We start from the raw sequence: 23974 nt of genomic DNA, 5'->3' as shown, positions 1-23974 counted from the left end.
ATATCCGAGGAATCCATGTTGCGCGATCTCACCATCCAAAATTATCGCTGTTTTAAAGATTTTCATATCGACGAGCTAGCTAGGGTTAATCTGATAGTCGGTCAGAACAATAGCGGTAAAACTACTTTTTTGGAAGCCATTTATTTATTAGTTAATGAAGGAAACATTCAGTTTCTACTTGAGGTGCTAAAAAGCAGAGGTGAACTAACAGTCGAGCCTTCTAGACAAAGAAATGGCGAAGTCGTTTCTCAGCATCATTATCAGATTTTACATATTTTTTACGGTCATCAACTTAATAACTTCGATGGGGCTATTCATATCCGCTCTACAAAAGAGCATCCGCTCTCATTAAAAATTGAGCCTGATCCTATTCCCCAGCAACTTGCACTTCCTGGATTAGAGGATTTAGTTGCAGGTGGAGATTTATTCGGTGAGCTAGTTGTTTCATACGGACAGTATACCAAAATAACAATTCCTATCCGTACTGATGGAACTATAGGCGATTCGCGTTACTTGCGGTTGGGCAACACATCTAAGTTAGTTTTTCCTATAGGGAGCAGCAATCAAAATTATTTTCTAACAACCACTAATAAAAGCTTTGCGCAACTGTCTGTACTGTGGGATAGAATAACACTCACACCGAAAGAACAAAGTGTAGTAGAAGCATTGCAAATTCTGGAGCCTGATGTGGAACGGATTAGTTTCACGAGTCGCCAGACTTATAATAGTGGTATTTTGCTTAAACTTCGGGGCCAGCCTCACCCAGTTCCTCTAGGCAGTATGGGAGATGGTATGCGACGAATTATTAATATAGCAATGGCAGCCGTATCATCAGAAAATGGTTTTTTGCTAGTCGATGAAATTGATACAGGTCTTTACTATCAAACCCAAACTGATATGTGGCGATTGATATTTGAAACAGCACAGCGATTGAACGTTCAAGTCTTTGCAACTACCCACAGTTGGGATTGTATAGCCGCATTTCAAGAAGCCTTAGAACAGTCAGAAGATAGTTCTGTTGGCAAATTATTTCGCTTGAGTCGGCGCGGTGATGATATTCGTGCAGTTGAATACACTCCCGATGAATTGTCCGTTGCAGTGCGCCAAAGTATCGAGGTGCGCTAATGCCAAAAGCACGAAAACCTCCTCAACCAAAACCTCAACAGTTATTGGTAGAAGGTAAGAATGACCGACACGTAATCTGGGCTTTGTGCCAGCAATATCAACTGCCAGAAACATTTTCCGTCGAAGTACCGCAAGAAGAAGGTAGAGAAGGAAGTACAGAAGGAGTTGAAGCGCTGCTAAATGGCTTGCCAGAAAGATTGAAAGCAGAGAATTTACGCACCTTGGGAATTGTGGTAGATGCCGATCGCAATTTAAGTGGGCGGTGGCAATCTCTTAAAGATAAACTGAGTTCGATCGGCTATCGAGACATCCCCCAATCTCCCCCTCCCGAAGGCTGGGTTTGCACACCTTCAGATCCATACTTGCCTCGCGTCGGAGTTTGGTTGATGCCAAACAATCAACTTCCTGGAATGTTAGAAGATTTTGTCGCCTATCTCATCCCCCCTGGCGACACCCTGCATCCGAAAGCCGAAGCAATTTTACAAGAGCTCGAACAAGCCGGACTTAACCGCTACACTTTAATTCATCATCCCAAAGCGCTAATCCACACTTGGCTGGCATGGCAGAAAACGCCTGCAATGCCGATGGGACAAGCAATAACAGCGCAGGTGCTTAGCTGCGATGGCCCGATCGCCTTAATTTTTATTGAATGGTTAAAACATCTGTTTGAGCTAATTGCTCGATCCGCCGAATAATGAGTAATATCTAGTAATGTTTCGCGATCGCTGAAAGCTTTATGATTCGCCGCTACATTGCTAGCATCAGCACCAGCATCTTAAAACGTACCTGCGCCGCAGCCGCTGTATTAGCCGTAACTTTGGGATGTTCGTCAACGAAGCCGCCCAACTCCGCAGCGCCATCGGGTTCGATCGAATCCGCCGTCCTAGCGCAGTCCCCAACGTCTCTGTTAGCTCAAAACTCCAACAAAACCAAAAAATCCCTCAGCGTTCCCTCATGCCCGCAAAACGATGCCTTCACGGAGTCAGTTAACTTTGCCACCCAAGCTTCTAATTTGGCTCAATCCGCCAATTCAAAACAAGACTGGGACGAAGTAGCCGCCCTGTGGGTGCAGGCCGTCGCTTGGATGCAAGCGGTTCCCCCCGGCAGTCCCAGACGGGCGTTTGCGGAGAAAAAAGTAATCGAGTACATGAGAAACCTGGTTTATTCCCAGCAGCAAGCGAGCGCAACCAGATCGCAAGCCAGTACAGTCAGCTTCAGCAGCGATTTACTCAACGAACAACTCGAACTTTACCTATCCTACGTTGCCACAGTCGGCCCACCAGATGTTTTGATTGTCGGCAGTTCCCGCGCATTGCAGGGCGTCGATCCCAAACAGCTAAAACAATCTTTGGCCCAAAGAGGTCGGCGGGGCTTAAAAGTATTTAACTTTTCAGTCAACGGCGCAACTGCACAAGTAGTTGACTTTCAACTGCGGCGGCTTTTGAAGCCCGGTCATTTGCCTCAAATGATTATCTGGGCAGACGGCGTGCGGGCATTTAACAGCGGCCGGGACGATCGCACTTTTAATTCGATCGTCGATTCTGAAGGCAGCCAACTTTTAGCAGCAGGCATTCGCCCCGAACTGCTGTCCGATGAATTCAACGAGATTCCGATGTGTTACAGATTCCCGCAGCCCTGCGCTAACAACAATTTCCGCAAAGCATTTACCTCTGTAGATCAACCTTTCAAGGGCGGGCAAGATGCCCATCCCCTATTCCCCACAATCAAATCCCTGTCTAGTGGAACGGGCAAACTGCCCGTTGCTAACACCCAACCCACAATCCAATTCCTGTCTAGTGGAATCGGCAAACTCCCCGTTGCTGAGAATGCTGCAAGATATGAGTTAAAACCGATCGCAGCGGATGCAGCAACCCCTCAAGCACAATTGATTCCAGTCTCGCGGCCGACAACAGTAGCCATCAGACAACTCAACCAATTGGCAGATTCGATCGACTCCAACGGATTCATGGCTATGTCGGGCAAGTACAATCCCAACACTTATTATCGACAACGCGCTTACGTTTCAGGCCAGTACGATCGCGACTACGAAAACTTCAACCTCGGAGGCAAACAAGCAACAGCCTTTAATTCAGTTGTAGCATTTACCAAAGCTCGCAAAATTCCCCTGATTTTCGTTAATTTGCCCCTCACCAATGACTACTTAGACGGAACCCGCCTGCGGGCAGAACAGCAGTTCCGGCAGCGAATGCAGCAACTCTCCCGGCAAAAAGGCTTCGCTTTCCGCGACTTGTCGCAGCGGTGGCCGGGCCGCAATGACTATTTTGTTGACCCCAGCCACCTCAACCGCTTTGGGGCGATCGCAGTTTCTAGCCTACTCGCTGCCGATTCCAGCATTATCTGGCCACGGCCCAAATCCAGCCGCAGCGACGGGTGAAGGAAGTTCGGCAACGGATTCTGTAACGGATGTAACGGATGTAACGGATGTAACGGATGTCAGGAAGAAGGAAGATGTGGAAATGCAGTCATAATATTTCTTATTCCCGGCTTTCTTTTTACCAGGCAAATCCTGGTAACGCCGATCCACAGGCTCTGCCTCGCAATGCTCAAAAATAGTTTAAAATCTAACCTGATGTCCAAAATCAATTTGTGCGATCGAACATTTTAAGATATTTCACTCAGCCTAAAATCTAACAATCAAAAATCCAAAATCGATAGATTGTGAGATCACTCTAAAATCTAACAATCGAAAATCTAAAATCTAAAATCTAAAATCGATAGGTTGTGCAACTAAAACAAGTAATTATCGCCCACAAAGCCAGAGATACCCTCAGCCAGCGGTGGGCAGAACAGTGTGCCCGCCAATTAGAAAGTCGCGGGTGTCAGGTTTTAATGGGGCCCAGTGGCCCCAAAGATAACCCGTATCCGGTGTTTTTAGCTTCTATTAACAGCCCAATTGATTTAGCGGTGGTGCTGGGCGGCGACGGTACGGCCCTAGCTGCCGCGCGGAATTTGGCTGCTGACGGCATCCCGATTTTGGCAGCGAATGTGGGGGGACATCTGGGTTTTTTAACCGAGTCTTTTGAGGATTTCCAAAATACTGAGGAGATTTGGGACAGACTTTCGGAAGATAGGTATGCTGTGCAGAAGCGGATGATGTTGCAGGCAACAGTTTTTGAGGGAAACAGAAGCAATCTCGAACCCCAAAGCGATCGATTTTTGGCACTAAATGAAATGTGTGTCAAACCTGCTTCAGCCGATCGAATGCCGAGCTGTATTCTAGAAATGGAAGTTGACGGCGAAGTAGTCGATCAATATCAAGGCGACGGTTTAATTGTGGCAACTCCCACCGGTTCGACTTGCTACACTGCATCTGCCAACGGGCCGATTATGCACTCAGGAATGGAGGCGATCGCAGTTACTCCGATTTGCCCTTTGAGTTTATCCAGTCGCGCGATCGTCCTGCCGCCCGGTTCAGTCGTCAGCATTTGGCCTTTAGCAGATTACGAACTCAGTACCAAACTTTGGACAGACGGGATTTTGGGTACGGCAATTTGGCCAGGACAGCGCGTAGACGTGCGGAGGGCAGACTGCGAAGCCAAGTTTATCATTTTGCGGGAAAACTATTCTTATTTCAACACTTTGAGGGAAAAACTTCACTGGGCAGGAGCCAGAATTCGGTACAGCAACAATCACCGCAATTAATCCCAATCATGCACAATGAAACTGCATTAACCCTTGGGACAGGTAAGCGTAAAAAAAACTGTTAACTCACCAACAATCTAGATACAAAAACCGCCATCAGCCAACCCATAATCTCTGTACTTTGTTAAGATCGCTCATTATCTTGACAAACAGCCTGATCTATGCAGATTTCCAAAAAATCAACCCGACCTTTCAACCCTCAAGATACATATCCCTGTCCCGTGTGCCGCACCGGTCAAATTTCCACCCTAGCACTGATGGACGCGCTAGCTTGCAACTTCTGCCAGCACATTTATACCGCAAGCGTTGAAAGACAATCGCTCCAAATGGCCGATCGCCAACCGCCCGTAACTTGGCACTGGAACGGCAAACAGTGGATAGGAGCCCACCTCGAAGGCGTAGAATTCGGATGGCCCTACTTGGCAGCGGCTGTTGGTCTAATTTTCCTTCCCACTACCTTGCTGGGACTTTCAGCTTACTATTTTCCCCCGGTTCCCGGCAGCCGGTTGTCGTGGCTGCCCGCAGCTTGGACAGGCTTAGCTTTTTTGTCGCATTTAGGCATTGTGCTGTGGTTGGTAGGTGAATTTTATCAATTCCCGGTCGTCACTTACTTCAGAGCTTGGGGGCGCAGGATAAGCCGGCGCTAGCTTAAATGCTCTCTAACAGCCGATCGTCCGAGGGCAGCCCACCGACATCGATCCAGGTAAAATTAGAGGCGATCGCAAAATTCAATTCCCAATCAGCACTGAAGCAGCTATAATCGTTAGCTATTCTAAATAGTCAAAAGCAAACGCATTGCGATTTGTGAGGAGAGCGATGAACATACTTGGAATCTCGGCGTACTATCACGACAGCGCCGCAGCCTTAATTCGTGACGGAGAAATTATAGCAGCAGCGCAGGAAGAAAGATTTTCCCGCAAAAAGCACGACGCCAGATTCCCTAAGAATGCGATCGCTTATTGCTTGAAAGAAGCGCAAATAGATTTGCGGGAACTCGATCAAATAGTTTTTTACGACAAACCTTTAGTCAAATTCGAGCGCCTTCTCGAAACCTATTTAGCCTACGCACCCCAAGGTTTTCGCTCTTTCCTAACCGCCATGCCGATATGGCTCAAAGAAAAGCTTTACCTTAAAACCATGCTCAAAAGAGATCTGGCAGAAATAGCAAACTGCAAAACAAATAAACTGCCATCTCTGCTATTTACCGAACACCACCAATCCCACGCAGCATCGGCATTTTTCCCCAGCCCCTTTGAAAAAGCAGCCGTTTTGTGCCTCGACGGCGTGGGCGAGTGGGCCACAACCTCGGTTTGGTTGGGAGACGGGAACCAACTGACACCTAAGTGGGAAATCGATTTTCCCCACTCCTTGGGTTTGCTTTATTCAGCTTTCACCTACTACACCGGCTTCAAAGTCAACTCTGGCGAATACAAACTGATGGGTTTAGCTCCTTACGGCGAACCCAAGTATGTAGACAAGATTCTCAACTATTTAATCGACCTCAAAGATGACGGAACTTTCCGTTTGAACATGGATTATTTCAACTATACTGTTGGCTTAACCATGACAAATAAGAAGTTTGACGAACTATTTGAAGGGCCGCCGCGCCAAGCTGAAGGAAAATTGACTCAGCGAGAAATGGACATTGCAGCTTCCATTCAAGTTGTTACCGAAGAAGTTGTTTTGCGGCTTTGTAGAACAGTTAAAAAAGAATTGGATGTCGATTATCTTTGTCTTGCCGGCGGCGTTGCTCTCAACTGTGTTGCTAACGGCCGACTCTTGCGGGAAGGTATTTTCAAAGATATTTGGATTCAACCGGCGGCGGGAGATGCAGGCGGTGCTTTGGGTGCGGCTTTGGCGATTTGGTATCAGTATTGCGAACAAACTCGCACTGTGAGCGCCAACTCGACAGCAGATAGTATAGAATCCCTCAAGACTGAACTTATCACTACAAACGCAGCGGTTGAGGAGAGGACTGAAGTTCTCACTGCCAACCCAGCGGTGGCAACTGTGGCGAAGTCTGTTGCTCATTTAACTTGTCACGATCAAATGCGCGGCTCATATTTGGGGCCGAGGTTTACTGACGCAGAAATTCTCGAATATTTGGATGCTATCAAAGCTAGCTATCACCGATTGGACGATGCCGAATTAATGCCGCAGTTGGCGGAAATTTTGGAACAGGGAAATGTGGTGGGATGGTTCCAAGGGCGGATGGAATTTGGGCCGCGGGCTCTGGGCGGTCGATCGATCATTGGCGATCCCCGCAGTGCTAAAATGCAGTCCGTGATGAACCTGAAAATTAAATATCGGGAATCATTTCGACCTTTTGCGCCGTCAATCTTAGCCGAACGAGTCGCGGATTATTTCGAGATTGACCATTCTAGCCCTTATATGCTATTAGTAGCACCTGTCAAAACCAGTCTCCGTATTCCGATGACTCCCGAACAAGAGCAGTTGTTTGGCATTGAAAAGCTCAATATTCCGCGATCGGAGATTCCGGCTGTCACCCACGTCGATTACTCGGCTCGCATTCAAACTGTTCACAAAGAAACCAATCCTCGCTACTATGACTTAATCAGCCATTTTGAAAAGCGATCGGGCTGTTCTATTGTGGTAAATACTTCTTTCAACGTCCGAGGCGAACCCATTGTTTGCACTCCAGAGGATGCTTACCGCTGTTTCATGCGAACCGAAATGGACTATCTGGTTTTGGAAAATTACTTGCTTCCCAAGTCCGAACAAATTCCTTGGAAACAAGATGATGCTTGGAAAAATGAATTTGAACTAGATTAATTATTAGTAAGTTGGCAGTGGGCAGTTGTGAGTTGTTAGTTGGCAATTGTCATTCTTCCTTCTTCCTTCTTCCCTCTTCTTTCTTCCCTCTTCCTTCTTCCTTCTTCCTTCTTCCTTCTTCCTTCTTCCCCATGAGCGACGAAATTAAAAAACTCGACAAAAAAGGCTTGCGCGATTTCGGGCTGCTAATTGGTGGCTTGATTGCAGTGCTGTTCGGTTTAGCAGTACCTCTACTGCGGCGGCATTCTCTACCTTGGTGGCCTTGGGCAATCGGCGGAGTGCTAGTGCTGCTAGGATTGGTTGCGCCGAAATCGCTGAATCCCGTTTATCACGCATGGATGCGCTTTGGACTGATTCTCAACAAAATCGAAACGCCGATCGTCTTAGGAATAGTTTTTTACCTGATAATTTGGCCGATGGGAGTTATCAAAAGCCTGTTTGGCGAAGATGCAATGCGGCGAAAACTGAATCCAAAAATGGATACTTACCGCGTCCCCAGTAAAGCAAGAACCAAAGTTAGTATGGAGCGTCCTTTTTAAGTGTTTGAAGCAACTTTAGATTTTCTCAAAGATTTGTGGGCGTTTATGAGAGAACGCCAAAAGTATTGGCTGATACCGTTAATTGTGACTTTAGTATTTTTGGGAGCTTTGATTGTATTGAGTCAGGGTTCTGTAATTGCTCCGTTTATTTACACGCTGTTTTGAAAGAATGAGCAAGTTGAAGAATTTGGGTGTCAATTTAAGTTTGACACTCTGTAGTTTATTGATGGGGGTGGTAATTGGTGAAATTGGATTGCGGGTAGCGAGGATTGAAGGCTATCCAAAAATAGGAGATTTCGTAGAGTCAGCGCCAACTCGTTTCCACACTTCCGATCCGAATTTGGGCTGGAAGCTGAAACCTGGTGCATCGGGGGAGTGGAATGAGGAAGGTGCGAGTTTTGTGCAGGTGAATAGCGAGGGTTTGCGCGATCGTGAACATACAAAAGCCAAGCCTCCAAATACTTTGCGCGTCGCGGTTTTGGGCGATTCTTTCACCGAAGCAATTCACGTACCTGTCGAACAAACTTTCTGGTCAAAATTGGAACGAAAGTTAGGCAACTGCGAAGCTGTTAAGGGACGCAAAAATGTTGAGGTCATGAATTTCGGGGTGCAGGGTTACGGTACTGCTCAAGAATTGATAATGCTGCGAGAAAAAGTGTGGGATTACAATCCTGATATTGTAATTCTTGCTTTTTTTATTGGGAATGATATAATTAACAATTCGCCGCAATTGGAATACGATCGCTACCGACCATTTTTTGCTTATGATGCTAGCGGCAAGTTAGTGCCGGATATGTCTTTTCGCAATCTGGCGCCGATCGATCGCAACGAAAGAGCAGTTTCATTTGTAGACAGGATGCCCAGTTTTCTCGTCAACAATTCGCGCATTTTGCAGGTCATTAAGAAAGTAGACTTAGAAAGGAAAAAGCGCGAGTTGTCTGAGGATTTTACCACTTTAAGTACCCTGAACCTCAAGGAACCTCAAAATGCAGCTTGGGAAGAGGCTTGGAGGGTGACAGAGGGTTTGATTGTGACGATGCGGAATGAAGTCGTGCAGAAAAATGCTGATTTCTTGCTTGTGACAATCGGCGATCCGATGCAAGTTAGACCAGAGGCCCAGAGGCGAAAAAATTTTATGAGAAAGAACAACATTCAGGATTTGTTTTATCCCGATAGGCGGCTGGAAAAATTGGGCGCGCGCGAGGGTTTTCGGGTACTGAATTTATCCGAACAGATCCAAGGTTACACTGAAAAATATCAAGTCTGCGCCCACGGTTTTGAGAATTCTGTACCATGTGGAGGTCACTGGAATGAACTCGGACATCGGCTGGCTAGTATCCTGATTAACCGAAATTTGTGCGAAACATTGAAGCAGTCTCCAGTCCCCAACATACAACCGTAATCAGTCAAATTTCATGAAAGATTCAACGGCGCTTAAAAAAGGCAAAAATATATTAATTATAATCGCGGTTAATTTGGCGATCGCCTTTATTTGTCTGGAAGCTTTGTCGCTAGCTTTTTATTTTATCAACCAAAAGCAGTTTTTTTATACCCGAACTAAAGCCAAAGAAAAAGTAGTAGAAGATATTGAAAGGAGCGGCGTTAGACTTGATGAGTCTATAGTAGAAAGACTGCACCCACTTTTTGGCTATGTACTCAAACAAGGTGCTTTCACTAATGAAAAATTAAAGTTAAAAGTCAACAAACAAGGCTTTTTTTCACTGTACGAATATCCGTTTGTTAAAACCAATAAAAATCAAGTTATTATCGGAGTTTTTGGGGGTTCAGTTGCGAATAATTTTGCAGTTGACGAATACGTAACTCGCAGATTGTCTAACAAATTGAAGACTTATCCAGAATTCGCCAACAAGGAAATTATTGTTTTAAATTTTGGCAATGGCGGCTACAAACAGCCCCAACAATTATTAATTTTAAATTACTTTCTGGCTTTGGGTCAAGAGTTAGATTTAGTCATCAATATTGACGGTTTTAACGAAGTAGCACTGTCAAATTTAAACAACAAAGCCCAAGTAGAAATAGGAATGCCCAGCGTTCAGCACATAAAGCCTCTGACTGGTTTAGCCAACAACAACTTGTCACCGGAAGCGATGAGTTCGATCGTGCAAATTAACGAAAACAAAAAACAATTGAAGGCAGGTATTGACAAATTGCAAACTTGTCAACTTGCTTTGTGTCACGCTGTCACCTCGCTACAGGTAAAACAATTAGTCAACAATTATCAGCAAGCAGTTGTCAAGTACGATTCGCTCGTCAAACAATCCAACCCAGACACGGCAAATAGCGGTATAGTATATATTCCCAAAGCTGACTTTGTTTTGCAGGATGCCGCTGCTTTTGACAAAATGGCATCGATGTGGTACCAATCGTCGATCGGGATGAATCAAATTTTATCAAGTAGAAAGATTAAGTATTTTCACTTTATCCAGCCCAACCAGTATTATCCCACTAAGCGAGCGTTTACCGCCAAGGAAAACGAAATCGCGATCGACCAGAAGAGCCCTTACATTGAAGGTGTGAAAAAAGGTTATCCGGTATTGTTGTCCAAAGTCGGTGATTTGCAAAAAGCTGGGGTTAATGTTTTTAGCGCAGTGAATATTTTAGACAATACAAAAGAGACAGTTTACAAAGATGCCTGCTGCCACTATAATTCAGTCGGAGACGAAGTATTGGCAAACTATGTTTCTAGTTCTATTATTAAAGTAGTAAGAGAGTCGAAATAGAGATTTATGAAAGATTTAAACTTTATCAAAAAAGGACAAGGATTTCTAAAAATTGCTTTGATTAACTTAGCGTTTTTACTGTTTTTCCTGGAACTTGGCTCCTTGGCATGGTATTTTGTCAAGCACAAGCAATTTTTCTATACTAGGGAAAAGACGCAAGATAAGTCGGCTTTAGGAATTAATTTAGAAGGAGTGCGGCTGAATCAGTCTATTGTTGAAAGGTTTCATCCTTTTTTTGGGTTTATTCAAAAACCCAGCGCTGATTTTAGACCTGGTTTTAAGGTTAACAACTACGGATTTATATCTCCTTACGATTACCCTTTGAAAAAAACCAAGAAAAATCAATTTATTATCGGAGTTTTTGGCGGTTCTGTGGCTTCTAATTATGGAGTGTTTGAAGTTCAAAACAAAATTTTACCTCAATACCTCAAGCAGCTTCCGGGTTTGAAAGATAAAGAATTTGTAATTTTGTCTTTTGCTACCGGAGGCTACAAACAACCCCAGCAATTATTAATTCTAAATTATTTTTTGGCTTTAGGACAAGAACTGGATCTGGTTGTGAATATAGATGGTTTTAATGAAGTAGCACTTTCTAACTTAAACAATAAAAATCAAGTCGATTTGGCGATGCCAAGCATTCAGCATATTTTGCCGCTGACTAGCTTGGCGAATAATAGCCTTTCTCTCAAAGCGATGAAAGCAACTATCAGAATTCAAGAAAATAAAGCTAGGATTAATCAGGGTTTGGAACGTTTGCAACACTGCTCTTTAGCTGCGTGCGATGCTTTGACTTCTGTTTATGTTCAAAATCTAGTTAATAACTATAAAACCGATGTCATTAAGTTTGAAAAAGAACGAACTAAACAACAAAAAGATGACAGTGGCAGTGTTATTTATATCAATACTAATAAGTCAGTTTTACAGGATTCGGTAGCTTTTCAAGAAATGGCGTTGAATTGGGCAAAAAGTTCAATTTTTATGCACAAAGTTCTGTCTGCTAGTAATGTACCTTATTTTCATATTCTTCAGCCTAATCAATATTATCAGACAAAAAGGGTGTTTGGTGAAGCCGAAAAGCAGATTGCTTTTAACAAGGATACTCCTTATGCTAAAGCTGTGGAAATTGGATATCCGGCTCTTTTCAAAAAGTTTCCTAATTTGGAAAAAAATAATATCAATCTAGTGAATGCTGTCAATGTTTTTGACAAGACTAAAGAGGCTGTTTATGTAGATAGCTGCTGCCACTACAATCAAGCTGGAGAGGTAGTTTTTAGCAATTATGTGGGCCGTTCTATTCTGGAATCTTTGCGGAAAGATCAGCCTAGGAGCAAAAAGAAGTAGGTCTGAAATATCCGCTGAATGGTTGATGTAGGGTGCGCCTAGCGCACCTTACCCGTGAGTTCAAATTTTAGGTTTTTGGTTGGGTTCTAGGTCTATCGCCCGCTGAGTCGATCGGCATTACCAAGACTTTATCAACTCGGTTCCCGTCCATATCGACTACTTCCACGCGCAAACCGTTCCACTCAAAATGCTCGGCTGCTGTGGGAATTTTGCCCAAATTTGTAATCACAAAACCGCCCATTGTGTGGTAACTTCCTTTGTGTTCTGCTGACAATTCTTCGATTCCAAATATCTCAAAAAAATCTTCGACTGCTAGCATTCCGTCTAATAGCCAAGAACCGTCTTCGCGCTGGACGGCTTCTGGCTCGTCAGCATCTTCAATCGAGGGAAAGTCGCCCACGAGTTCGACTAAAATGTCGTTGACTGTAACCAATCCTTGAATGACGCCGTATTCGTCTACTACCAAGGCAATTTGATTGCTAGATTGTTTGAAAAGTTCTAATACTTTTAAACCCCGCGTGCTTTCCGGTACAAATAACGGTCGTCGTAAAGAAGCGCTTAAATCTAGGGGTTGACCAGTTAAAGTCCGAGACAGCATATCAGTAACGTGTACTAAACCGACAACGTTGTCGAGCCCTCCCTGACAAACGGGAAACCGAGAATGACCACTGCCGAGCATTTTTTGGCGATTTTCTTCCACTGAATCGTCGAGGTCGAGCCAGGTAAGATCTGGACGCGGGGTCATTAAGGCGCTGACTCGCCGATCGCCCAAACGAAACACTCTTTCCACCATATCTTGTTCGGCTTCTTCAAAGGTTCCGGCTTCTGTTCCTTGCTCGATTAAAACTTTAATTTCCTCTTCTGTAACTTGCGGTTCTGTCGAGGGCGATATCCTCATCAGTCGCATCACTAAGTCAGTGGAATAACTTAACAGATAAACCGCAGGAGCGCCAATTTTTGAGAGCATTCGCATGGGAATTGCTACGCTTGAGGCGATCGGCTCTGGGTTGTTAAGCGCCAGCCGCTTTGGCACGAGTTCGCCGATAATTAAGGTCAGATAAGTGATCGTTAAAATTGCTACTACTGAGGCTATCGTCTGAGCATAAGGCGCGAGGGCCGGAATCATGCGTAACAAAGGCTCTACCCTTTTAGCAATTGTCGTTTCTCCGAAAGCGCCCGACAGAATGGCCAGCATCGTAATCCCGATTTGAACTGTCGGCAAGAACTGATTGGGGGCATTAGCCAGATCCAAGGCTACACGGGCATTGATCGAACCTTGGTTGGCCATCTGTTGCAGTCTCACCTTGCGTACAGAGATGATGGCCATCTCTGACATCACAAACAAGCCATTGAGGAAAATTAGCAGGAGAACAATCAGAATATCGGTACTTGGGGACATTTCTAAAATTTTCGGTAGTAACGGCGAAGCGCTCTGCCCGGTTAGTCGATTTTAGATTTTAGATTTTAGATTTTAGATTGACTCCGCAGCCAGTATCTGGGGGATTTCCCTAATGTCTAAAATTTTTCGATCTTCACAACTTGAGTACGTGGCAGGGTATCCGTCTTTGGGTGCAGTCACAGGAGAGGTCTGGAAGCTGCGAATCTCGATCGCAAAATCGAAATTTTTTCTAAACCTGTCACTAGATTAACGGAACTGGCTTGATCACGATCGCAGGATCGACATATTAAAGCAGAAATCTATCTCCAGTTAAGTTCCCAGGCCTCAACAGCAGAGCGGCACAATCATGGATGTTTGTCGTACAATCTCCTTAACAGGCAAAGGGAAAGAGCCTTCGCCGATCAGGGATTAAAATTAAAAGCGCATGACTTTCTCTTCAATAATTCGTACCCTGGGGCGATCGCCCCTAGCAACAGAACTCCTCAACAAGCTCAAGCGCCATCGCTACGTGCAACTGTCCGGCGTAGCCCGTTTGCCCAAAGGTTTAGTAGCTTCCGCCCTCGCACAGCAAGAAGGGCGTAGTTTACTGGTAGTGACGGCAACTCTAGAAGAAGCCGGCCGCTGGGTGGCCGGGCTGGAGGCTATGGGCTGGCAGACTGTGCATTTTTACCCAACTTCGGAGGCTTCTCCCTACGAGCTATCTTACTCCGACGAGAACGAAATGACTTGGGGACAAATGCAGGTGCTGGCGGATTTGGTCGAGAAACGAGAAACAAACGCTAATTCTAAGCCGATCGCGATTGTAGCTACCGAAAGAGCTCTCCAGTCTCACTTGCCCCCACCGGATGCTTTTGAACCCTACTGTCTGACGCTGAAGCGAGGTGCGGTTCAAGACTCAAAGATACTGGATCGTCAACTGGTATCGATGGGGTACGATCGGGTGAATCTGGTGGAAATGGAGGGCCAGTGGAGTCGCCGGGGCGATATTGTCGATGTCTTTCCGGTAGCGGCGGAGTTGCCAGTGCGGCTGGAGTGGTTTGGGGATGATTTGGAGCAAATTCGGGAGTTCGATCCATCTTCGCAGCGATCGCTCGATAAGGTAGATCGATTAGTTTTAACTCCCACTAATTTTAACACAATTATTAAAGCAGTTTTATCTGAAAAAAATATTGACGAAATTAACCAACTAGGCTCTGTAGATCCAGAAAATGAAGCCGAAAAATTTGTCCGCAGACTGTTGGGTTTAGCGTTCGAGCAACCTGCATCTTTGTTGGATTATTTGACAGAAAATACTTTAGTTGTTATTGACGAACCGCAAGGGTGCGAAGGTCACAGCGACCGCTGGTATGAGAATGCACAGGAACAGTGGAATAATTGCAATCGGGAATCGGCAGTTGCTGAGGCGGGAACAGAAAAGTTGCCAATTGCTAATTTGAAAGTTCCGAAAATTCACCGAACTTTTGCTGAATCTATGGCAGATGTCGCAGCTTTCGAGAGGCTAGAACTTTCAGAATTGGCAGAAGATTCTACGGCTAAAAAACTTCAAAGCTCTGCGGAGGGCGACCAGCTACCGTCTGCGATTAATTTGGCTTCTCGGCCTGTGCCGGTGATGCCTCACCAATTTGCGAAGCTGTCTCAAATGCTCAGGGAAGAGCGCGATCGGGGTTTTACCATTTTTCTGGTTTCTGCTCAACCGAGTCGATCGGTTTCTCTGCTGTCGGAACACGACTGTCCGGCTCAGTTTGTGGTGAATCCGCGCGATTATTTGGCGATCGATAAGTTGCAATTGCAGCACGTTCCGGTTGCTTTGAAGTACAGCGGTTTAGCAGAATTGGAAGGTTTTATTCTGCCGACTTTTCGGATTGTTTTAATTACCGATCGGGAATTTTACGGTCAGCATTCTTTGGCTACTTTTAGCTACGTCCGCAAGCGCCGCCGCGCTGCTTCTAAGCAAGTAGACCCGAATAAATTAAGCCCTGGTGATTATGTGGTTCACCGCCAGCACGGAGTGGGTAAATTTCTCAAGTTAGAACGCTTGACGATCGATCGCGAAACTCGCGAATATTTGGTGCTGCAATACGCTGACGGTACTCTGAGGGTGGCGGCAGATCAATTGGGCTCGTTGTCGCGGTTTCGGACTGTAGGCGATAAAGTACCGGATTTAAACAAGCTGACAGGTCAAACTTGGGAAAAAACTAAAACAAAGGTTCGCAAAGCTGTTAAAAAATTGGCAGTGGATTTGCTGAATCTTTATGCTAAAAGAGCTAAACAAACAGGTTACGCTTTTCCTCCTGATATGCCTTGGCAACAAGAATTAGAGGATTCTTTTCCTTACCAACCAACCCCGGATCAGTTGAAGGCAACTCAGGATGTGAAACGCGACATGGAGGGCGATCGACCGATGGATCGCTTGGTCTGCGGCGATGTTGGTTTTGGTAAGACAGAAGTTGCTCTGAGAGCAATTTTTAAGGCTGTTACGGCGGGCAAGCAGGTGGCTTTGCTCGCGCCGACGACGATTTTGACCCAACAGCACTATCACACGCTCTCGGAGCGTTTTTCCCCTTATCCGATCGAAGTTGGTTTGCTCAATCGCTTTCGCACAGAAACCGAGCGCCGGGAGATTCACAAGCGTTTGGCGACTGGGGAATTAGATGTGATTGTCGGTACTCAAGCTGTTTTGAGCAAGGCAATTAAATTTCGGGATTTGGGCTTGTTGGTGGTGGATGAAGAACAGCGGTTTGGAGTTAAGCAAAAGGAAGCAATTAAATCTCTCAAAACAGAGGTAGATGTTCTGACTCTGACAGCAACGCCGATTCCCCGGACTTTGTATATGTCGCTGTCGGGGATTCGCGAGATGAGTTTGATTTCGACTCCGCCTCCCAGCAGGCGCCCGATTCAGACGCATTTGGCTCCCTATAACCCGGAAACGGTGCGATCGGCAATTCGTCAAGAATTGGACAGGGGCGGCCAGGTGTTTTATGTGGTGCCGCGGATTGAGGGGATTGATGAGTTGGCCACTCAGTTGCAGGAGATGGTTCCGTCTGCCAGAATTGCGATCGCCCACGGTCAAATGGATGCTTCGGAATTAGAATCGGTCATGCTGACTTTCAGTGCGGCAGATTTCGATATTTTGGTGTGCACGACGATTATTGAGTCGGGTTTGGATATTCCGCGAGTAAATACCATTTTAATTGAAGACGCGCAGAAGTTTGGTTTGGGTCAGCTTTACCAGTTGCGGGGACGGGTGGGACGCGCGGGGATTCAAGCTCATGCTTGGCTGTTTTATCCGAAGCAGAACCAACTGTCTGATGCTGCAAGGCAGCGGCTGCGGGCAATTCAAGAGTTCGCGCAGTTGGGATCAGGCTATCAGTTAGCTGTGCGAGATATGGAAATTCGTGGTTCGGGTGATGTTTTGGGTACTGAACAGTCGGGTCAAATGGAGGCGATCGGTTTTGATTTGTATGCTGAAATGTTAGAGGAGGCTATTCGGGAAATTAAGGGTCAGGAAATTCCGAAAGTTGAGGACGCGCAAATCGACCTCACTTTGACGGCATTTATTCCTGCCGATTACATCGCAGATTTGGATCAAAAGATGAGCGCTTACCGATCTGTGGCTTCTGCTAATAACTCAGAAGAGTTACAGCAGATTCAGGCTGATTGGTGCGATCGTTATGGGCCAATTCCTCTGCCAGCCCAGCAACTTATCCGTGTTGTCGAACTCAAACAAATCGCTAAAAAAATCGGTTTTTCTCGGATCAAACCGGAGAATAAGCAGAACATAGTTTTGGAAACTGCGATGGAAGAGCCTGCTTGGAATTTGCTCAAGGCTAATTTGCCGGAACATTTGCGCTCTCGTTTTGTCTACAGCAAGGGGAAGGTTACTATTCGGGGTATGGCGGTTTTGACGGCCCAAAAGCAATTGGATAATTTGATTGATTGGCTGGGTAAAATGCAGGGCGCTTTGCCGGAATCCAATCTTTGATTTTAATATATAATCCCCAAATCTCGCGCACCGCCGAAACCACAGAATAATACCGATGGAACCATAAAAAATATTACTGCTGTTTTCATGATGGTTTTAGCGACAGAAAGGATTAAAATCGTGAAAAAGTTAGTGATTATTTTTTGGGCGATAGCGCTAGCGCAAGGAGTACCAATGGCGGTTCAATCTCAACAAATAATTGACCCGATCGATAGGGTTGTGAGTGCAGGATTGATGAATAAAGATGCTAGTGGTAATTTTAATGCTGATGGCATTGTCAGTCGCGCCGATTTGGCGATGATTTTAGTAAAAACTTTTGGTTTGGAACGGCGGAAAACCGCTCAGAAACCGGATAGGGAATTGCCGGATGTACCGAAAAGTTACTGGGCTTACAGTGCGATTCAAACTGCTTTGAAAACGGGAACGATGAGCGGATATCGCGACGGAATGTTTTTCCCAAATCAAAAGGTGACTCGCGCTGAAGCTTTGGCGATTTTTGCTCAAGCTTACGGGGTTTTTCAATTTCCCGATCCCAGCATTTCCGAAATTTTAGCTAACTATCCAGATGCAGGCGAAATCCCTAATTGGGCTAGAAAGTCTATGGCTACTGCACTTTATGAAGGGTTTGTTAACATTGATCTGGCAACTAATAAGATTAATCCTTTGAAACCGATGACTCGTGGGGATATCGCTTACGCTTTGAGCAAGTATTTGGAGCGGCAAGTAAGACCCACTTCTTTGCCTGTCCCGGACGAGGAGCCTCCCGATCGCGGGGTGGGAAGGTGATAGTGTTGAGTTGTGAGTTAAAAAGTCGATCGCCCACAATGCAAAATCCCGGAGATTTGGTGACTGTAAAAGCAGCCATCAAACCCCCAGGATTTAAGTTTTTCCTCTTAAACGAGGCTCAAATTATCCCCAGTGAGCTTTAACTCAATCAGCAGTAGCCAATTCGGTACTGGCGCCACCGCGCTTCCGCGTCAGGGTATTGAAAAGCATCTGACCGACAGCTTTAATTAAATTGCCTTCTAACTCCATAAACATCTTCATGTTCATGCCAAAAGCTGCATTAGCTTCGTCAACAATTCTCTCTGCTGTTGCTTCGTCAATCGGCAGTTCGTTCATTGCCTGACGGTAGTTAGCTTTGAATTCTTTTTCATCAGGAATATCCTGGAATTCATAGAAAGCAGTGCCTTCTCCCTCGGAAAGATTCATCCCGCGCTGGGCAATTCCCTTGAGGATTTGTCCGCCGGATAAATCGCCAAGGTAGCGAGTGTAAGAGTGAGCTACTAACAGTTCCGGTGCGGTCGCAGAAATCTCGTGAATGCGCTGCACATAAGCTTTAGCTGCGGCTGACGGAGCTACTTGTTCCCGCCAATTCGCACCGTAGTAGTAAAATAAATCTTGCTCTAAGCTTTGTTTGCGATTCAACTCAGAAAAGTTAATTTTTGAAACAACCGGATGCTGCTTTTGGCGTTCCATTTCCTCTTCCATTGCCGAGTAGACAAAGTAGAGGTTTCCTACTAACTTCCGGTAAGAAGTTTTTTCTACAACGCCTTTTAAAAAACACTTGACAAAACCGACGTTTTCTGCCATTGTGTGGGACTTTTTCGTTCCCTCACGCAATTTGGTCGCTAAATTGATGCTCATGCTATATTGTCCAACCTTCTATTTTTGTGGTAGTTGATGGATGCGCCAAAAATCTAAAATTTACCTAAGTGTTTACCTTAGATCGATTTGATGAGAGATTGTATTAATTTTTATAACAAAACCTAGAGAAATTAAACGGCCCTGATGTCCGATCGCCCGAAAGGGCAGAAGGCATCAGGGCCGCAAAAGTTTAGTCATTAGTCCTCAGCTATTAGCTGTTAGCTAACGACTGACGACTAATGGCTAATTTAGATGTCCAAGTCGAGGAGGTTGAGTTTGGGGCCGTAGGTTTCGATGAATTCGCGGCGGGGGGCGACACGATCGCCCATTAAGATCGTAAAGATGCGATCGGCTTCAGCAGCGTCTTCAATTTCCACCCGTTTCAGCGTCCGAGTTTCTGGGTTCATCGTCGTATCCCACAACTGTGTCGGCATCATTTCACCCAAACCTTTGAACCGCTGAATGGTGTAGTTAGCATTCGCCGGAAATTCATTGCGGATGAGATTGTTCATTTCGCGATCGCTGTAACAGTAGTAATGATTGCGTCCCCGTTCCACTTTATAGAGAGGAGGACAAGCAATATAGATGTAACCTTGTTCTACAAGTGCCCGCTGATAGCGGTAGAAGAAAGTCAGCAATAGCGTGCGGATGTGGGCACCATCCACGTCAGCGTCAGTCATAATTACGATGTGGTGATACCGCAATTGACCCGGATCGAATTCTTCGCCTTTGATGCCCAAACCCAGGGCTGTAATTAACGATTGAATTTCGTTATTTTTGTAGATTTTGGCATCGTCGGTTTTCTCAATGTTGAGAATTTTACCGCGCAAAGGCAGGATTGCTTGGAATTGGCGATCGCGCCCTTGTTTGGCACTGTTATGGACAAAAATTCCCGCCCCTAATGCAAAGTTGTGACTGTTGGGCACTTCGATGTCGTAGACATCGTACCGCTCCTCCAAATGTTCGATCTTGACAACCCGGTGGTTGTAATTCCGAACCGCTTGGCGAGCATATAGTGCATCACCATTAAAGTAGCGATCGCAAAAACTCTCATACTTCAACAAACACTTATCTTTTTTCGTGCGGCGGTAGATATTGTAATAATCAACATCAATCCACCCCATTTTCATCTCAACAGCCTTCAAAGCTTCAAGAGTTTTGCGGTAATAAGTTTCGTTCAAAGCTTCTTTACGTTTCTGGCGAAACTCCGGCGTCCACTGTTCCTTAGTTTTTTCGCGCCGCCAGTCCAACAAATTCTCATCTTGCCACTGCTCTTTCGCAAATTGCGAATTAGTCTGCCGCGCTTCAGGATTGTTAGCAAAATGATTGCGAACCCGTTCCGACTGAGCCAAACGGTTTTCTTCGGAACTCCAATACTCTTGCTGGGCTTGGTTCAGCAGTTCATTATTCTGCTGGCGATAAGTTTCATCAGTATCGTAAAACTCCCGCCACTTGCTCGTCATGTAAGCTTTATACTCTTCATCTTCCCACTGAGCTTTCGCCTGTTCTGAAAGAATTTGTCGCGTTTCGGGCTGCCGCATCCGCTCTTTCATCATCGCCCGAAATTCATCGGTCATGTGAGCTTGACGGCTCTTTTCAATGACATCGGGCCTGTGCAAGGTTTTCTCAAGGTTCGCGCGGTGAAGAGCCAAGTGATCCTCAGCAGGCAATCGCTGAATATTTGTCGGATTGTTGTTGAGTTTGTTAAAGTCAACGTGATGGCGGTGATTGCCGTCAGATGCGAGATAAACGCCGTGTTTCAGGTTGTAGAAATCCGCTAAAAGATGGGTGTAAATCCACTTATCACTGTTGGGATTCCAAACCATTTCGTAACCGTTAAGTCCCTGACCCTGTTTGGTTTTTTCCGACAACTTGCTGTGGAACGGCATTAATGAATCTTCCGGTGTCAGCATGGCGGCTGCTTTGTAAGTGCCATCCCGCAACATGAATGGATGGTCGGGAGTGCAAGTTATTGTCTCCCCATTGTCTAATGTCAGTTTGACAACTTCAGCATTTGCTTTAGTCATCCGAGCATTAGTTATTCGCTCAAACCCGATGTTTCCACTCTCGCGAATGGTGTAGCAAAAGTGTTCTTTGCCTTCTGCTTGTTCGTCAACTATCTGTTTGATAGTTTTTGTCGTACCGTCAGCTAATTTTATTTCTTGAGACGAAAAAAAACAGCCCCCCGCGGAATCGCCCTCGACCAGGTATATCTCAGACAGGGCGGGGTCTCTGGAGCTACAGTCCGCTAATTTTCCAGGCAAAGGAGACGATTCTAAGACTGATTTGCGGCGGACTAAATCGCGGGCACGACGGGCTGCTTCAGCGGCCTTAAATGCCTGAATTGCTTTTTCCAAAATAGCGTCGGCTACTTGGGGGCGAAACTCTAAATATTCTGTCAATACTTCGCCTACCAAGGAATCGACAATTCCCCGGACTTCGGTATTGCCCAGTTTAGTTTTAGTTTGGCCTTCAAATTCCGGGTCTGGGACTTTGACCGAAATCACTGCTGTCAAACCTTCGCGAACGTTTTCGCCGGCGAGGTTAGGCTCGTTTTCTTTGATTTTGTTGCGCTTGCGGGCGATCGAATTCATCGTCCGCGTCAAAACAGCCTTCAAACCTTCTAAGTGCGTGCCACCGTCGATCGTCCGAATGTTGTTAGCAAAACCGAGAACATTGTCGCTAAAAGCATCGACGCACCACTGCAAAGCCACTTCTATCTGCACGTTGTTGCGTTCTCCTTGCACGTAAATCACTTCTTCGTGCAGAGGCTGCTTTTCGCGGTTCATGTAGGCAATATATTCCTTGATTCCGCCCTCATAACAGTATGTTTCGATGCGAGGTTCGCTACTTTTGAGCAGTTCCAAACGGTGGTCGCTAAACGTAATTCTCACGCCCGCATTCAAGTAACCCAATTCTCGCAAGCGCCCGGCGAGTGTAGTGTAATCAAACTCAATGCCTGTGCTAAATATTTGAGTATCTGGCAAGAAAGAAACTGAAGTGCCGGTGCGAGTGCCTTTGTTGGGCTTGGCATTAAGTTCAGTAACTGGATTGCCTCTTTCGTAGCGCTGTAAATGTTCTTTTTGGTCGCGCCAAACTGTCACTTCTACCCACTCGGACAGGGCGTTAACAACAGAAATACCTACACCGTGCAATCCTCCCGAAACCTTGTAGCCACCACCGCCAAATTTACCGCCGGCGTGAAGTACAGTCATTACTGTTTCTATTCCCGATTTGCCAGTCTTGGCAACGATGCCGGTCGGAATACCCCGGCCGTCGTCTGTCACGGTAACGGAACCATCGGCGTTGATGTCAATCTCGATGTGAGTGCAGTGGCCAGCCAGCGCCTCATCTATGGAATTGTCCACAACCTCGTAAACTAGATGGTGGAGTCCTCGCGGGCCGGTGGTACCGATGTACATCCCCGGCCGTTTACGGACTGCTTCGAGACCTTCGAGAACTTGAATCTGGTCGGCGCTGTAGCTGCTGGTCATACAAAAATAGCTCCAATAATGAGGCCTAAAGCCCCGAAAGCTTCTAAAATGGGAAAACTCCTAAAATTATAGCACAAAACCGTTAAAGGCGATGCTAGGGCTTTCTGAAGGGAAATTTATCGTGGGGAGGGAGGGGAATAGTTTTGAGATTGGTTGAGGACTGCCCAGGCCGATCGCGGTGAATCAGTGAATGGAGACAGGGGAAAGCATTGATAGGAGAGGATTTGAGAGTTTTTATAGGGAAATGTGCGACAGCTTATGCCTAGATTAATTACGATTTGCGGGGCGACGGCGACGGGGAAGTCGGGAGTGGCTTTGGCTTTGGCGGGGCGGCTGCAATCCTCGATCCTGAGTGCGGACTCGCGTCAAGTGTACCGCGAATTTGACATCGGAACCGCAAAACCGACGGCGGTCGATCGCGCCTGTGTACCGCATCACTTAATTGACATCTACGATCCCACAGAAACTCTGACACTAGCAGATTACCAGCAACAAGCTCAAAATTTCATTGCTGCTGTCGATTTTCCTGTTTCTCCCCCCCTGTTGTTGGTGGGAGGGACGGGCTTATATATTAAGTCTGTAGTCAGGGGTTTGAAAATTCCGAGGGTAGCACCGATGCCCGAATTGCGATCGCAACTTGCGGAACTCGGACAATCTCAATGTTACGCGATGTTGCAGCAAGTTGATCGCTCTGCCGCTAAGAAAATTCACCTCAATGACCCAGTAAGAACTTTAAGAGCACTGGAAGTATTTTATGTCACTGGTCGCCCTATATCGGAACAGCAGGGCGAAAATCCTCCCAATTATCCTATTTTACAAATTGGGTTGGATTGTGATATTGATGTTTTGGTCGATCGTATCAAACAGCGCACAGAACAAATGCTAGAACGCGGTTGGATTGCTGAAGTAGAATATTTGTGTAAAAAATACGGCTGCGACTTGCCACTATTGAACACACTGGGTTATCAGGAAATGAAACAATATTTGGCTGGCGATATTAAGCTGGAAGAAGCCAAAGAATTAACAATTTTGCACACGCGGCAATTTGCCAAGAGACAGCGCACCTGGTTTCGGGCCTATCCTGAAATTGAATGGTTTGATGTTAGCACGCCTGATTTATTGGAGCGAGTTTGGCAGAGAGTGCAGGAGTTTATTAATTGATTTTATGTCTAAATTAAAGATTTTTTAACCGCAGATGCACGCTGATTAACGCTGATGTAATTTAAAGGGACTTGCTAGTTTTTTAACTA

General features: G+C 45.8%; 17 protein-coding genes. 14 read left to right on the top strand and 3 right to left on the bottom strand.

Features of this window, described 5'->3' with window-relative positions; translation table 11 throughout:
• Positions 1-15: 15 nt before the first annotated feature.
• The 11 genes from QUA36_RS02705 (at position 16) to QUA36_RS02655 (ending at position 12202) form a co-directional block, all read left to right on the top strand.
• Positions 16-1125: an AAA family ATPase gene (locus QUA36_RS02705; RefSeq protein WP_333164602.1), complete on the top strand. Its 1110-nt coding sequence runs from the start codon at positions 16-18 to the stop codon at positions 1123-1125.
• Positions 1125-1820: a DUF3226 domain-containing protein gene (locus tag QUA36_RS02700; protein WP_333372583.1), complete on the top strand. Its 696-nt coding sequence runs from the start codon at positions 1125-1127 to the stop codon at positions 1818-1820. Before QUA36_RS02705 ends, QUA36_RS02700 begins: the two co-directional genes overlap by 1 nt.
• A 41-nt stretch (positions 1821-1861) precedes the next feature.
• Complete coding sequence (locus QUA36_RS02695) at positions 1862-3520, top strand: hypothetical protein (RefSeq protein WP_333455403.1); 1659 nt, start codon at positions 1862-1864, stop codon at positions 3518-3520.
• 347 nt (positions 3521-3867) lie between these two features.
• Entirely contained in the window at positions 3868-4788 is a 921-nt protein-coding gene (locus QUA36_RS02690; protein WP_333164594.1) for an NAD(+) kinase, read from the top strand.
• 161 nt (positions 4789-4949) lie between these two features.
• Positions 4950-5435: a hypothetical protein gene (locus QUA36_RS02685; RefSeq protein ID WP_333455401.1), complete on the top strand. Its 486-nt coding sequence runs from the start codon at positions 4950-4952 to the stop codon at positions 5433-5435.
• 169 nt (positions 5436-5604) lie between these two features.
• The gene (locus tag QUA36_RS02680; protein ID WP_333455399.1) at positions 5605-7581 is read left to right on the top strand and encodes a carbamoyltransferase; all 1977 of its coding nucleotides are present in this window, start codon (positions 5605-5607) and stop codon (positions 7579-7581) included.
• Positions 7582-7712: 131 nt separating this feature from the next.
• Positions 7713-8120 carry an SxtJ family membrane protein gene (locus QUA36_RS02675; protein ID WP_333164587.1) on the top strand — a complete coding sequence of 136 codons (408 nt, stop codon included), beginning with the start codon at positions 7713-7715 and terminating at the stop codon, positions 8118-8120.
• Positions 8121-8285, top strand: coding sequence for a DUF5989 family protein (locus tag QUA36_RS02670; RefSeq protein ID WP_193973035.1), 165 nt, complete (start codon positions 8121-8123; stop codon positions 8283-8285).
• 4 nt (positions 8286-8289) lie between these two features.
• Entirely contained in the window at positions 8290-9522 is a 1233-nt protein-coding gene (locus QUA36_RS02665; RefSeq protein ID WP_333164584.1) for an SGNH/GDSL hydrolase family protein, read from the top strand.
• Between the two features lie 13 nt (positions 9523-9535).
• Positions 9536-10861, top strand: a complete 1326-nt coding sequence (locus QUA36_RS02660; protein ID WP_333455396.1) for a hypothetical protein — start codon at positions 9536-9538, stop codon at positions 10859-10861.
• A gap of 6 nt (positions 10862-10867) precedes the next feature.
• Positions 10868-12202, top strand: coding sequence for a hypothetical protein (locus QUA36_RS02655; RefSeq protein ID WP_333455394.1), 1335 nt, complete (start codon positions 10868-10870; stop codon positions 12200-12202).
• Between the two features lie 67 nt (positions 12203-12269).
• Here QUA36_RS02655 and QUA36_RS02650 read toward each other — a convergent pair whose 3' ends face one another.
• The gene (locus QUA36_RS02650) at positions 12270-13601 is read right to left on the bottom strand and encodes a hemolysin family protein (protein ID WP_333164579.1); all 1332 of its coding nucleotides are present in this window, start codon (positions 13599-13601) and stop codon (positions 12270-12272) included.
• A 424-nt stretch (positions 13602-14025) separates the two neighbouring features.
• Between QUA36_RS02650 and mfd the strand changes: the two genes are divergently transcribed.
• Positions 14026-17583 (top strand): transcription-repair coupling factor, encoded by a 3558-nt coding sequence (gene mfd, locus QUA36_RS02645; RefSeq protein ID WP_333455392.1) that lies wholly within the window; start codon positions 14026-14028, stop codon positions 17581-17583.
• Positions 17584-17703: 120 nt separating this feature from the next.
• Complete coding sequence (locus QUA36_RS02640) at positions 17704-18369, top strand: S-layer homology domain-containing protein (RefSeq protein WP_333455390.1); 666 nt, start codon at positions 17704-17706, stop codon at positions 18367-18369.
• 144 nt (positions 18370-18513) lie between these two features.
• Here QUA36_RS02640 and QUA36_RS02635 read toward each other — a convergent pair whose 3' ends face one another.
• Positions 18514-19230: a heme oxygenase (biliverdin-producing) gene (locus QUA36_RS02635; RefSeq protein WP_333164570.1), complete on the bottom strand. Its 717-nt coding sequence runs from the start codon at positions 19228-19230 to the stop codon at positions 18514-18516.
• 248 nt (positions 19231-19478) lie between these two features.
• The gene (gyrB, locus tag QUA36_RS02630; protein WP_333455388.1) at positions 19479-22724 is read right to left on the bottom strand and encodes a DNA topoisomerase (ATP-hydrolyzing) subunit B; all 3246 of its coding nucleotides are present in this window, start codon (positions 22722-22724) and stop codon (positions 19479-19481) included.
• 258 nt (positions 22725-22982) lie between these two features.
• Here gyrB and miaA point away from each other — a divergent pair, with 258 nt between their 5' ends.
• Positions 22983-23885 carry a tRNA (adenosine(37)-N6)-dimethylallyltransferase MiaA gene (gene miaA / locus QUA36_RS02625; RefSeq protein ID WP_333455386.1) on the top strand — a complete coding sequence of 301 codons (903 nt, stop codon included), beginning with the start codon at positions 22983-22985 and terminating at the stop codon, positions 23883-23885.
• Positions 23886-23974: the final 89 nt, after the last annotated feature.

Origin of the sequence: Microcoleus sp. Pol10D4 (assembly GCF_036701555.1) — a bacterium.
GTDB lineage: Bacteria > Cyanobacteriota > Cyanobacteriia > Cyanobacteriales > Microcoleaceae > Microcoleus.
The sequence above is the reverse complement of the archived record's forward strand: the minus strand, read 5'-3'. Positions and strand labels throughout refer to the sequence as shown.